Below are 13,104 nucleotides of genomic sequence, written 5' to 3'. Positions count from 1 at the left end.
CTTCCAACCCAACATCCGAAAACTGCCCTCTCAACCAATCCTTGTTCTCTTTCCGCCTGTTTCATCCCAATTCCCTCCTCAGGTCAACGCAGATAACTTGCCCCCACGTTCAAAACCCGTTAGGGGCCAATCGTCTTACGCATAAGGGGAAGTCAGATGTCCGCGCCCAAGAAAGTTGTTCTGGCCTATTCCGGTGGCCTTGATACCTCGATCATCCTGAAATGGTTGCAGACCGAGTATGGGTGTGAGGTCGTTACCTTCACCGCCGATCTGGGTCAGGGTGAAGAGCTTGAGCCTGCCCGCAAAAAAGCCGAGCTGCTGGGGATCAAGCCCGAGAACATTTATATCGAGGACATCCGCGAAGAATTCGTTCGCGACTTCGTTTTCCCGATGTTCCGCGCCAATGCGGTTTATGAAGGTCTGTACCTGCTGGGCACGTCGATCGCGCGGCCGCTGATCTCGAAACGTCTGGTTGAGATTGCTGAAGCAACCGGTGCTGACGCTGTCGCCCATGGTGCAACCGGCAAGGGCAACGATCAAGTTCGCTTCGAACTGGCCGCTTACGCGCTGAACCCCGACATCAAGGTGATCGCTCCGTGGCGTGAATGGGACCTGACCAGCCGCACCAAGCTGCTGGAATTTGCCGAAGCGAACCAGATTCCGATCGCCAAGGACAAACGCGGCGAGGCGCCCTTCTCGGTCGATGCCAACCTGCTGCACACCTCGTCCGAAGGTAAGGTTCTGGAAGACCCTGCCGATATGGCGCCCGACTATGTCTATCAGCGCACCGTGCACCCCGAGGATGCGCCGAACGAGCCTGAGTTCATCGAGATCGGCTTTGAAAAAGGCGACGCCGTCAGCATCAATGGCGAGGCGATGAGCCCGGCAACCATCCTGACCAAGCTGAATGAGTATGGCGGCAAGCATGGCATTGGCCGTCTCGATCTTGTCGAAGGCCGTTTCGTTGGTATGAAGTCGCGCGGCATCTACGAAACCCCGGGCGGCACAATCCTGCTGGAAGCGCATCGCGGCATTGAATCCATCACCATGGACCGCGGCGCAATGCACCTGAAAGATCAGCTGATGCCGCAATATGCAGAGCTGATTTATAACGGTTTCTGGTACTCGCCCGAACGCGAGATGCTGCAGGCCGCCATCGACAAATCTCAGGAACATGTCACCGGCACTGTTCGTGTGAAACTGTACAAAGGTTTGGCTTCGACCGTGGGCCGCTGGTCGGATCACTCGCTGTATTCCGAAGCACATGTGACCTTTGAAGAAGACGCGGGCGCCTATGATCAGACAGACGCGGCCGGTTTCATTCAACTGAATGCGCTGCGCCTGAAACTGCTGGCAGCGCGTGACAAGCGTTTGTCCAAGTGACCGACGACGACGATATCAACGACGAACTCGATCTGTTCATCGAGGCGCAGGACGCGGTCTGGTCCGACGTCCTGCGCGAATTGGAACAAGGGCAGAAAACCAGCCACTGGATGTGGTTTGTATTTCCGCAACTAGCCGAACTTGGCCGATCCCACATGGCACAGCTTTATGGGATCGAGGATTTGGATGAGGCCAAGGCCTATCTAAATCACTCCGAACTCCGTCAACGCCTGACTGAGGTTGCAGGGCTGATGCTGCGGCACAACGGTCGCGAGTCCAGCGATATTCTTGGTGGGATCGACGCAAAGAAATTACGGTCGTCCATGACGCTGTTTTCATCCGTTCCCGGTGCTCCGCCGGAGTTTCAGGCGGTACTTGATGCCTTCTATGCCGGGCAACCTTGTGCGCGGACTCTGCAGATTTTGCAGACTTCATGACTGCAGGGTCCAGTTGGGTCACCCTTGCACAAGAACGTCCATTCTCTTTACGCATACGTAAATTGTGAGGGGACGAAGATGCTTCAGGACATCGCCAATGGCATTCAGCAGGGTTTAAATGGCAAAAGCTTTGAGGGCTCATTGAAATTCGATTGCGGCGACGCGGGTGTGATTGTTCTGGCCGACAATCAGGCCACTACGCAGGATCGCGACACCGATTGCACCATCCGCATTTCGCAGGACAACCTGACCAAATTGCTGACCGGCAAGTTGAATCCGATGACCGGTGTGGCGTTGGGCAAGCTCAAGATTTCGGGCAATATGGGCGTGGCAATGAAGTTGGGGCAGCTTTTGGGCTAGGACGATAAACTCGTCTCACCACCCCGTGACAAACCATGTCAGCGGATTGCGCCAGCGCATAAGTCAGGGCAGCCTGATCCCGAAAAGGAGACCTGCCATGACCCGCATCGCCTATCTCGATTATTTCAAACCCACGCTTCTGTTCTCTCTGATCGCACTTATCGCCCTGCTGCGCGCCGCCCCTGCGCCCGCTGCCGGCTCTGAGACCCTGACGGTTGCGGGAGGCTGTTTCTGGTGCGTCGAATCCGATTTCGAATCCGTTCCAGGCGTTACCGGGGCCGTGTCAGGCTTTACTGGCGGCACAACCGCAAACCCGACCTATGATCAGGTCACCAAAGGCGGCACCGGCCATTACGAGGCGGTTCAAATCACTTTTGACCCGACACGCGTTTCCCGTGAAACCCTGCTGAGCATGTTCTTCCGCTCGGTTGACCCGACGGATGCAGGCGGTCAATTCTGTGACCGAGGTGACAGCTATCGTACTGCGATTTTCGTCTCTAACGCAGGGGAAAAAGCGTTGGCGCAGCAAGCCAAGACCAATGCCCAGAACGCGCTGGGTCAGCAGATCGTGACTCCGATCCTGCAGCAAGGCGCATTCTATCCGGCCGAGGCCTACCACCAGGATTACTACAAAGGGAACAAGCTGGTCCTGACCCGCTTTGGCCCCAAGCGCCAACACAGCGCCTATAAAGCTTATCGCAAAGCCTGCGGGCGTGACGACCGGGTCAAGCAACTGTGGGGCAGCGACGCACCCTTTACGGGATCTTAATCGAACCGCGCCTCGCGCACCTCTTTGAGGTCGGGAATTACATCAGCTGTGCCGTGCCGCGTGACCATCAGGGCCGCGGCACGGTTCGCTTGTGAAACAACCTGTGCCATCGGCATCCCGCGATCCATTCCAGCCAGAACATAACCTGTAAAGGTATCCCCCGCGCCGGTGGTATCCACGGCCTTCACCTTATGCGCCGGAAAATCCGTAGCCACGCCGTGATGGTAATACCGCGCGCCTTTCGACCCCAAAGTGACAATCACATGCTCGACCTCAAGGTCGGTGACGGATTGCCCGGTTGCCTGCCTCAGCTGTTCAGCCTCGATCTCATTCAGAATCAGGAAATCCAGAAACGGCAATACAGTCTGAACCGCATCGGCTTGAAACGGTGCAGCGGCGTAACAGACTGTCAGCCCCAGATCCCGGCCCATCTTTGCTGCTTCGACCTGCAGGTTGGTTTCATTCTGCATCACCAACAAATCGCCTTGCTGGGCCGAGGATAACGCTTGCCCCAACTGATCCTGCGAGATGGCGTGGTTTGAACCAGGGAACAGGATGATGTTGTTTTCACCTTGTGCGTCCACCGCAATAATTGCGTGACCGGTCGAAACCTCGACCCCGGAGATATGGCGCGTGTCCACGCCATATTCCGTCAGACGATCCTGCGCCCAGCGCCCATCGGGACCCACGGCCCCGATATGGGCCACTTGCGCCCCGGCCCGGGCAGCGGCCACGGACATATTCGCCCCTTTGCCGCCAAGATACCGGTCCAGCCGATTGGCCGAAAGCGTCTCTCCCGGTCCGGGCAAGTGCGGTACCTCATAGATCATGTCCGCGTTGATCGAGCCTAGGTTCCAGATCGTCATGGATTAAGCTATATCGCACGAGGCCAGAATGGCCATGTTCAGGATATCGTTCGCCGTCGACCCGGTCGAACAGATCTGGATCGGCTTATCGATGCCCGACAGGATCGGACCGATCACAGTGGCCCCACCCATTTCCTGCATCAACTTGGTCGAAATCGACGCCGAGTGCCGCGCCGGCACGATCAGGATATTTGCTGGGCCGGTCAGTCGCTGGAACGGGTAGCTCGCCTGTTGATCCTCGTTCAAGGCTACATCCACGGTCATCTCGCCTTCGTATTCGAAGTCGACATTGCGCTGATCCAAAACAGCTGGGGCGCGGTGCATCTTCTCGGCCCGTTCCGACACCGGATAACCAAAGGTCGAGAAGCTGACGAACGCCACGCGCGGCTCAAGCCCCATGTGACGGGCCACAGCAGCTGAGCGTTCGGCGATATTAGCCAGGTCATTTTCATCCGGCCATTCATGCACCAGCGTATCGCCGATCAGCACGATCCGCCCTTTGTGCAATAACGCAGTCACACCCACCGCGCCGTGCGCTTTGTCGGCGTCAAATACGTGGTTGATCCGGTCCAGCACATGCGCCGATTTCCGTGTGGCCCCGGTGACCATACCATCGCCATGTCCATGCGCCAGCATCAAGCACGAGAAAACATGCCGGTCGCGCGCGGCCAAGCGGTGAATGTCCTTGCGGTCAAATCCTTTACGCTGCAGGCGGTTATACAGGAAATCCGTATAGGTCTCGAGATGCGAGGTGTTGGCTGCGTTCACAACTTCCAGCTCGCGCACAGCATCGCCCAATCCAGCCTCTTCAAGCTTTTGTTTCACGTCATCGGGTCGACCGACAACCAAAGCCTTGCCAAAGCCAGAGCGCTGATAGGTGACCGCAGCGCGCAGCACGCGCGGATCATCGCCCTCAGCAAAGATCATGCGGCTTTGCGCCTGACGGGCGCGAGCGTTCAGGCCGCGCAGGATGCTGGCGGTCGGGTCCATGCGGGATTTGAGGCTCAGCTCATAAGCCTCCATATCGATGATCGGACGCCTTGCCGCACCGGTATCCATGCCCGCCTTGGCCACGGCGGGCGGGATACGGTGGATCAGTCGGGGGTCAAACGGTGTCGGGATGATGTAGTCGCGACCGAAGGTCAGCGACTTGCCGTATGCCATGGCGACTTCATCTGGCACATCCTCGCGCGCCAGACGCGCCAGCGCATGGGCGCAGGCGATCTTCATTTCGTCATTGATGGCGCGGGCATGGATGTCCAGCGCACCCCGGAACAGGTAGGGGAAGCCCAGAACGTTGTTGACTTGGTTCGGATAATCGCTGCGCCCAGTGGCGACGATGGCGTCCACGCGCACCTCATGGGCCTCTTCCGGTGTGATCTCGGGATCAGGGTTTGCCATGGCGAAAATCACCGGGTTGTCGGCCATGCTGGCAACCATGTCTTGCGTCACTGCGCCTTTGACCGACACGCCTAGGAACACGTCCGCGCCGTTCATGGCGTCTTCCAGTGTCCGCAGATCAGTGGTGATGGCGTGTGCCGATTTCCACTGGTTCATCCCTTCGGTCCGGCCCTGATAGATCACACCCTTAGTGTCACAGACGATGCAGTTTTCATGCCGCGCACCCATCGCCTTGAGCAGTTCGATACAGGCAATACCTGCCGCACCCGCACCGTTCAGGACGATCTTCACATCCTCGATCTTTTTACCCGAAATATGCAGCGCATTCAGCAGACCTGCCGCACAGATCACCGCAGTGCCGTGCTGATCATCGTGGAAGACGGGAATATCCATCTCTTCCTTCAGGCGCTGTTCAATGATGAAACATTCAGGCGCTTTGATGTCTTCCAGATTAATGCCACCAAAGGTCGGTCCCATCAGCTTGACTGCGCGACAGAATTCATCCGGGTCCTCGGTGTCCAGCTCGATATCAATCGAATTCACGTCGGCAAACCGTTTGAAAAGGACAGATTTCCCCTCCATCACCGGTTTCGAGCCCAACGCGCCCAGATTTCCAAGGCCCAGAACCGCCGTACCGTTCGAGATCACCGCAACCAGATTGCCCTTGTTCGTATAATCGTAGGCTGTTTCCGGGTTGGCGGCGATAGCTTCACAAGGAACTGCAACACCGGGGCTATAGGCCAGCGACAGATCGCGCTGGGTGGTCATGGGTACGGTAGCTTGTACCTCCCATTTGCCGGGGGTGGGGTCCAGGTGAAAGGCTAAGGCCTCTTCGTCGGTAATTTTCGCTTTGGGCATCTGATATGTCGTTTCTTTACATCTGTTGGGCTGTCGCCTCATAGCGCAGGAAAACGCGCGCCTCAACGAGAATGAGTTTTCGGCTTTTACAGAAGATGCGGGATTTGTAAGGTCGCGACCGGAACACGCCAGAAGGGGTCAGCCTTGTCCACAGTCACGCCGATGATGGCGCAATATCTCGAAATCAAAGAGGCCCATGCCGATGCTCTGCTGTTCTACCGTATGGGCGATTTCTATGAGATGTTCTTCGAGGATGCCGTCAACGCCGCCGAGGCGCTGGACATCGCCCTGACCAAACGCGGCAAGCATAACGGCACCGATATCCCAATGTGCGGTGTGCCGGTTCATTCTGCCGAAGGTTACCTGCTGACCCTGATCCGAAAAGGGTTTCGCGTCGCCGTCTGCGAACAGATGGAAAGCCCGGCTGAGGCTAAGAAAAGAGGCTCTAAATCGGTGGTAAAGCGTGATGTCGTGCGTCTGGTGACGCCCGGCACGCTGACCGAAGATGCCCTGTTAGAGGCACGCCGCCACAACTTTCTGGCGGCTTATGCCGAGGTTCGGGATGAGTCCGCGCTGGCCTGGGCGGATATATCAACCGGGGCATTTCACGTGATGCCCCTGACATCTGTGCGCCTCAGTCCCGAACTGGCGCGACTAGCCCCGTCCGAGTTGATCGTGGCCGATGGATCGGAACAGGATTTGCAAGATCCGGTTCGTGATCTCGGGATTTCGCTGACACCTATCGGGCGGGCCAGCTTCGACAGCGCGGCGGCGGAAAAACGTATCTGCGGATTGTTTCATGTGGGCGCCTTGGATGCGTTCGGAAGTTTCGGACGGGCCGAGATTTCAGCCATGGGTGCGCTGATCGACTATCTTGAGATCACGCAAAAGGGCAAATTGCCACTGCTGCAGACGCCGTTGAAGGAATCTGAGGATCGCGTTGTTCAGATCGACGCCGCCACGCGTCGCAATCTGGAACTGACCCGGTCTTTGTCCGGCGGTCGCGCCGGATCGTTGTTGTCGGTGGTCGACCGCACCGTCACACCCGGTGGAGCGCGGTTGTTGGAGCAGCGCCTTTCTAGCCCATCTCGCAATCTGGACGTGATCCATGCGCGATTGGATGCTGTGAGCTTTGCGGCAGAGGACAGCCTTACCGCATCAGACCTGCGCGACGCCCTTCGCAAAACCCCTGATCTGGACCGTGCCCTGTCGCGCCTGTCGCTGGAACGGGGTGGCCCGCGTGATCTGGCCGCGATCCGCAACGGCTTGGCGCAAGCAGCAGCAATTGCCGGTGTCTGTGAGATGCAAGATTTGCCGGTTCTGCTGGCCACTGCCGTGCAGAACCTGATCGGCTTCGACGAACTTCTAACCTTACTGGACGAAGCCCTGGTCGCAGAACCACCTCTGCTGGCGCGCGATGGCGGTTTCATCGCCCCCGGGTTTGACACGGAACTGGACGAGGCCCGTACCCTGCGCGACGAGGGTCGATCTGTCATCGCCGGGTTTCAGCAGAAATACGCGGAACACACTGGCATCACCTCGTTGAAAATTAAGCACAACAACGTGCTGGGCTATTTCATCGAAACCACGGCCACGCATGCCGAGAAAATGCTGAACCCGCCATTCTCTGAGACCTATATCCACCGCCAGACCACCGCCAATCAGGTTCGGTTTACAACCGTGGAGCTGTCCGAGATCGAAACCCGCATCCTGAACGCGGGTAATCTGGCGCTGGAGATTGAAAAAAGGCTCTATCAAAGGCTTTCTGATGAAATTCTAGCCCTTGCTGCACGTCTGAACCAAGCTGCACGCGGGCTTGCCGAGCTTGATATGACCACCGCACTGGCCGATCTGGCGCGCGGCGAAAATTGGTGCCGTCCGCAAGTCGACACCTCCCGAGCATTTAGCGTGCAGGGCGGCCGCCATCCCGTCGTCGAACACGCTCTACGCCAGCAAAGCGGCGATACCTTCATCGCCAACGATTGCGATCTCAGCGCTGATCAAGGTGCGGCGGTCTGGTTGCTGACCGGCCCCAACATGGCTGGTAAATCGACCTTCCTACGCCAGAACGCCCTGATCGCGCTGCTGGCCCAGATGGGCAGTTATGTTCCCGCCGAACAGGCGCATATTGGCGTGGTCAGTCAGTTGTTCAGCCGTGTAGGAGCCTCCGATGATCTGGCTCGGGGCCGCTCAACTTTTATGGTGGAAATGGTCGAAACCGCCGCCATCCTGAATCAGGCCGATGACCGCGCGCTGGTGATCCTCGATGAAATCGGTCGTGGCACCGCCACATATGACGGCCTGTCCATCGCCTGGGCCACGCTGGAACACCTACACGCAGCGAACCAATGCCGTGCACTGTTCGCTACCCATTACCACGAGCTCACCGCGCTGGCCGGCAAGCTGGTAGGCGTCGACAATGCCACGGTCGCGGTCAAGGAATGGGAAGGTGAAGTCATTTTCCTGCACGAAGTGCATAAAGGTGCGGCAGACCGATCTTATGGCGTTCAGGTAGCCCAGCTTGCAGGCCTGCCCGCATCCGTGGTCGACCGCGCCCGAGTTGTGCTGGATCAACTAGAAAAAACCGAACGTGAAGGCGGCAAACAAAAGGCGCTGATTGACGACCTGCCGCTGTTTTCTGCCGCTCCGCCGCCCCCTCCGCCTACCCCCAAGGAGTCACCGGTCACAGATATACTGGACAACGTTTTGCCCGATGAGCTGAGCCCACGTGAGGCGCTGGATCTGATCTATAAATTGAAAGAGGCGGCCAGATCCTGACCGCCTCAAAAATTCTTGGTTTTAAAGCCGCTTAGCTTGCAGGTGTCGACGACACACCCACTTGCGCCGGTCGCAGGAGGCGGTCGTGCAGCATGAAACCTTCAGCCGAGACCTGAATGATGTCGCCGGCACGGGTGCCCGGAACTGGCGCTTCGAACATTGCCTCATGCACGTTCGGATCAAAACGATCACCAACCTCGGGTGTGATCACCTGAATTCCGTGTTTCTGGAACACATCCTTCAAGGCCCGCATGGTCAGTTCAACGCCTTCCAGCAGACCGGCAGCAACCTCTTTCTGCTCATCAGTCGCCGCCTCAAGCGCGCGTTTCATGTTGTCGTAAACCGGCAGCATATCGCGGGCCAGTTTCGATCCACCGTATTGCTCGGCATCCCGACGGGCCTTGTCGCCACGCTTACGCGCGTTTTCGGCATCCGCCAGCGCGCGCATGAACTTGTCCTTATAGTCGTCGCGTTCAGCACGCAGCTCGTCCAGTTCCAGCGCATCGTCGCTGAACTCGGCGATTTCGTCGGCCAACTCTTCCGCTTCAGCCATTGCGATATCATCCAGGAAATCTTCGTCTTTGGGCTCTGCCATCTCTTACCCTCTAGCTCCGGTCGGATATAAGCTTGCCGACCAGTTGCGCCGTATAATCCACGATCGGCACGATCCGTCCATAATTTAGACGCGTGGGTCCGATGACCCCGACCGCACCAATTATCTTTCGATCAGCGTTCATATATGGAGACACCACCAAAGAGGAACCCGAAAGTGAGAAAAGTTTGTTCTCAGAACCAATAAAAATGCGAACACCCTCGCCTTCTTCGGCCAATTCAAGGAATTCAGCGATGTCACGTTTGCGTTCCAGATCATCAAACAAGGTACGGATTCGGTCCAGTTCCTCGGCCTGACCCGGTTCATTCAGCAGATTCGCCCTCCCACGCACAATCAGGCGGGCCGAGTCGCCTCCATCCCCGTCCCAAGCCGCCATACCGCTTTCAACCATCGCACGCGCCAGTACATCAATCTCTTGTTTGCGCGCATCGATCTGAGTTTGCATCTGACGGCGCACTTCGCTGAGCGTGCGCCCCTCGATCAAAGCGTTTAGAAAATTCGCGGCTTCTCGCATTGAGCTCGGCGTTTGTCCGGGCGGTGGCGTGAACAGGCGGTTTTCAACATGACCATCGGCAAAAACCAACACAACCAATGCCCGGTCATGGGCCAGTGAAACAAACTCGATATGCTTGATCTCAGACTCATGCTTGGGGGTCAGAACCAGCGATGCGCCATGTGTCACGTGTGACAAAGCCGAACCTACTCGGTCCAGCATTCCACCCACATTGCCCGCGTTAGAGCCTAATGTTTCGTCCAGTTTCTGGCGGTCATCGTCACCCAGATCACCGACCTCAAGCAACCCATCGACAAACATCCGCAGACCTTGCTGCGTAGGAACCCGGCCCGCGCTGACATGCGGGCTGTCAAGCAGGCCCAAAAACTCCAGATCCTGCATTACATTGCGCACGGTGGCGGCGCTGACCTTTTCCGACAGGGTGCGGGTCAGGGTGCGGCTGCCAACGGGCTCACCGCTGTCCAGATAGCTTTCGACGATCAGCCGGAACACTTCACGTGACCGGTCATTCATCTCATTTAGAATTTTGCTCGCTTCGCTCATCAGCGGTCCCCTGCTGGGCCGTCATTAAATCGCAGGCATATGAAAGGTCAATCGGGGTTGCATCCTAAGCCAAGGGGGCGTTATCCCCAACCCAGCAAACAAAGGATTTTCCATGCGACCCTCAGGACGAGATTTAAGCGAAATGCGCGCCGTTTCAATCGAAACGGGGTTCACCAAACATGCCGAAGGTTCCTGCCTGATTAAAATGGGCGATACCCATGTGCTGTGCACCGCCACGATCGAGGATCGCGTGCCGCCTTTCATTAAGGGTACGGGTCTGGGCTGGGTCACCGCTGAATACGGTATGCTACCTCGCGCAACCAACACTCGGATGCGGCGCGAGGCGGCATCAGGCAAGCAAGGTGGCCGCACAGTCGAAATCCAGCGCCTGATTGGCCGTGCCCTGCGCGCGGGTGTGGATCGCGTTGCCTTAGGCGAACGTCAGATCACCGTCGACTGTGATGTGATCCAGGCCGATGGCGGAACCCGCTGCGCTTCGATCACTGGCGGTTGGGTTGCTCTGCGTTTGGCGGTGAACAAGCTGATGAAGGCTGGCGATGTGATCTCGGACCCTTTAATAGACCCTGTTGCAGCCGTATCTTGTGGTATCTATGCGGGCCAGCCCGTGCTGGATCTGGACTATCCGGAAGACAGCGAAGCGGGCGTGGATGGCAATTTCATCATGACCGGCTCGGGTAAACTGATCGAAGTGCAGATGAGCGCCGAAGGGTCGGTCTTCAGCCGCGCGCAGATGGACCAACTGATGGACCTGGCTGAAAAAGGCGTTAGCGAACTAGCTGCTGCCCAGAAAGCCGCGACGGCATGACCCGCAAGTTCGACGGCGACAGGCTGCTGGTAGCCACGCATAACAAAGGCAAACTCGAAGAGATGAAACATCTCCTCGAACCCTTTGGTGTGACCGTGGTTGGCGCGGGTGAGATGAACCTACCCGAACCGGAAGAGACCGAAGACACGTTCGTCGGTAACGCCCGGATCAAGGCCCATGCCGCTGCCAAGGCCACTGGCTTGCCTGCCCTGTCGGATGATTCCGGAATTACCATTGATGCGCTGGATGGCGCTCCGGGCGTTTACACTGCGGATTGGGCCGAAACCGGTGATGGCCGCGATTTTCTGATGGCCATGACCCGCGCGCACAATGAGTTGGAAGCGAAAAGTGCCGCCCACCCGCGTACTGCCCAGTTTCGGTGCACTTTGGTGCTGGCTTGGCCCGACGGGCATGACGAGGTATTCGAAGGTATCGCCCCCGGTCATCTGGTCTGGCCTATCCGTGGCAAAGACGGGTTCGGCTATGATCCGATGTTTGTCCCTGACGGCTACGACATTACCTTTGCCGAGATGGATCGCTGGGAAAAGAACAAGATCAGCCATCGCGGCCGCGCGGTGGAGATGTTCGTGAAAGGCTGTTTTGGCGGATGATTGGCGCAACGGGGGCTTTGGCCTTTACGTGCATTGGCCTTTTTGCGAGGCCAAGTGCCCTTATTGCGACTTCAACAGCCATGTTTCACGTAATATTAATCAAAAACAATGGCTTAACGCGTATTTAGGTGAACTGCGTCGCTCGGCTGCCGAAACACCTGACCGGGTTTTGAACACGATCTTTTTTGGCGGCGGCACGCCGTCCCTGATGGACCCCGACACGGTTGACGCCATCATTGATCAAGCCCGCGCCCTATGGCGTCCGGCCAATGACATGGAAATCACGCTAGAAGCTAACCCCGGCTCGGTCGAAGCGGGCCGCTTTGCTGCTTATCGGGACGCTGGGGTGAATCGCATCTCGATGGGGGTTCAGGCGCTCAATGATGAAGATCTGCGCCGATTGGGCCGCATTCACACTGTGGCCGAGGCCCGTTCCGCCTTTGATATCGCCCGGAATTGCTTTGATAGAGTCAGTTTTGACCTGATCTACGCCCGACAACACCAAACCCTCGAAGACTGGCGATCTGAACTGACTGAAGCCCTGACGATGGCCGTCGATCACCTGTCGCTGTATCAACTGACTATCGAGGACGGCACCGCCTTTGGTGACCGATACGCCATTGGAAAGCTGCGTGGCTTGCCCGAAGATGACAGTGCAGCCGACATGTATCTGGCCACTCAGGATATTTGTGAGGCGCACGGTTTGCCTGCCTATGAGGTTTCAAACCACGCACGACCCGGGGCCGAATCCCAGCACAACTTGATCTATTGGCGTTATGGTGACTATGTCGGCATCGGACCTGGGGCCCATGGGCGGATCACGCTAAATGGTCGGAAAATGGCGACAGAGACCTATCTTTCCCCCAACGCCTGGCTGACCGCCGTCAGCAAAGGCAGCGGAGAAAAAGAGCGGTCGCATCTTTCAACACAAGACCAAGCCAACGAATACCTTATGATGGGTTTAAGAGTTAAAGATGGTCTAAATATTGACAGATACAACGCCTTAGCAGACCATTCGTTATCGCAGGAAATGCTGTCTGATCTGAATGAACTCGGAATGATCGAACAGACAGACGGTCGGCTGATTGCCACCAAAGACGGGCGTGCCGTTCTAAATGCGGTGATCCGGGAACTTCTGGGATAGA

At 57.4% G+C, this 13,104-nt stretch carries 12 protein-coding genes; 8 read left to right on the top strand and 4 right to left on the bottom strand.

Annotation, left to right across the window (positions count from 1 at the left end):
• Positions 1–156 precede the first annotated feature (156 nt).
• From ACR0DT_RS10795 to msrA, 4 genes are all read left to right on the top strand, one after another.
• Positions 157–1,383, top strand: coding sequence for an argininosuccinate synthase (locus ACR0DT_RS10795; RefSeq protein ID WP_480710742.1), 1,227 nt, complete (start codon positions 157–159; stop codon positions 1,381–1,383).
• On the top strand, positions 1,380–1,820 hold the full coding sequence (locus ACR0DT_RS10790) for a DUF1810 domain-containing protein (RefSeq protein ID WP_480710741.1): 441 nt from the start codon (positions 1,380–1,382) through the stop codon (positions 1,818–1,820). The genes ACR0DT_RS10795 and ACR0DT_RS10790 overlap by 4 nt, the downstream gene beginning before the upstream one ends.
• A 78-nt stretch (positions 1,821–1,898) precedes the next feature.
• Positions 1,899–2,180 (top strand): SCP2 sterol-binding domain-containing protein, encoded by a 282-nt coding sequence (locus ACR0DT_RS10785; RefSeq protein ID WP_480710740.1) that lies wholly within the window; start codon positions 1,899–1,901, stop codon positions 2,178–2,180.
• A gap of 97 nt (positions 2,181–2,277) precedes the next feature.
• Positions 2,278–2,949 carry a peptide-methionine (S)-S-oxide reductase MsrA gene (msrA, locus tag ACR0DT_RS10780; protein WP_480710739.1) on the top strand — a complete coding sequence of 224 codons (672 nt, stop codon included), beginning with the start codon at positions 2,278–2,280 and terminating at the stop codon, positions 2,947–2,949.
• On the opposite strand, the gene ACR0DT_RS10775 is transcribed toward msrA, so the two are convergent.
• Both ACR0DT_RS10775 and ACR0DT_RS10770 read right to left on the bottom strand, forming a co-directional pair.
• Positions 2,946–3,815, bottom strand: a complete 870-nt coding sequence (locus ACR0DT_RS10775) for a ribokinase (protein WP_480710738.1) — start codon at positions 3,813–3,815, stop codon at positions 2,946–2,948. The two genes, msrA and ACR0DT_RS10775, sit on opposite strands and share 4 nt — an antisense overlap.
• Before the next feature lie 3 nt (positions 3,816–3,818).
• A complete protein-coding gene (locus ACR0DT_RS10770; RefSeq protein ID WP_480710737.1) occupies positions 3,819–6,074 on the bottom strand; it encodes an NADP-dependent malic enzyme in 2,256 nt (751 codons plus the stop codon).
• A gap of 162 nt (positions 6,075–6,236) precedes the next feature.
• Between ACR0DT_RS10770 and mutS the strand changes: the two genes are divergently transcribed.
• On the top strand, positions 6,237–8,852 hold the full coding sequence (gene mutS / locus ACR0DT_RS10765; protein ID WP_480711020.1) for a DNA mismatch repair protein MutS: 2,616 nt from the start codon (positions 6,237–6,239) through the stop codon (positions 8,850–8,852).
• Positions 8,853–8,883: 31 nt separating this feature from the next.
• Here mutS and ACR0DT_RS10760 read toward each other — a convergent pair whose 3' ends face one another.
• Together ACR0DT_RS10760 and hrcA are read right to left on the bottom strand one after the other, a co-directional pair.
• Complete coding sequence (locus ACR0DT_RS10760) at positions 8,884–9,447, bottom strand: nucleotide exchange factor GrpE (RefSeq protein ID WP_480710736.1); 564 nt, start codon at positions 9,445–9,447, stop codon at positions 8,884–8,886.
• 10 nt (positions 9,448–9,457) lie between these two features.
• Positions 9,458–10,522 carry a heat-inducible transcriptional repressor HrcA gene (gene hrcA, locus ACR0DT_RS10755; RefSeq protein WP_480710735.1) on the bottom strand — a complete coding sequence of 355 codons (1,065 nt, stop codon included), beginning with the start codon at positions 10,520–10,522 and terminating at the stop codon, positions 9,458–9,460.
• Between the two features lie 112 nt (positions 10,523–10,634).
• Between hrcA and rph the strand changes: the two genes are divergently transcribed.
• Genes rph through hemW form a run of 3 tightly spaced genes read left to right on the top strand, consistent with a single transcriptional unit; the run spans position 10,635 to position 13,103 of the window.
• The gene (rph, locus tag ACR0DT_RS10750; protein WP_480710734.1) at positions 10,635–11,348 is read left to right on the top strand and encodes a ribonuclease PH; all 714 of its coding nucleotides are present in this window, start codon (positions 10,635–10,637) and stop codon (positions 11,346–11,348) included.
• Positions 11,345–11,959, top strand: a complete 615-nt coding sequence (rdgB, locus tag ACR0DT_RS10745; RefSeq protein WP_480710733.1) for an RdgB/HAM1 family non-canonical purine NTP pyrophosphatase — start codon at positions 11,345–11,347, stop codon at positions 11,957–11,959. Before rph ends, rdgB begins: the two co-directional genes overlap by 4 nt.
• Positions 11,949–13,103, top strand: coding sequence for a radical SAM family heme chaperone HemW (gene hemW / locus ACR0DT_RS10740; RefSeq protein WP_480710732.1), 1,155 nt, complete (start codon positions 11,949–11,951; stop codon positions 13,101–13,103). Before rdgB ends, hemW begins: the two co-directional genes overlap by 11 nt.
• Position 13,104 lies beyond the last annotated feature (1 nt).

The organism is Ruegeria sp. BI11, from assembly GCF_056538005.1.
Note: the sequence above shows the minus strand (reverse complement) of the source record. Positions and strands in the feature narration are given on the sequence as shown.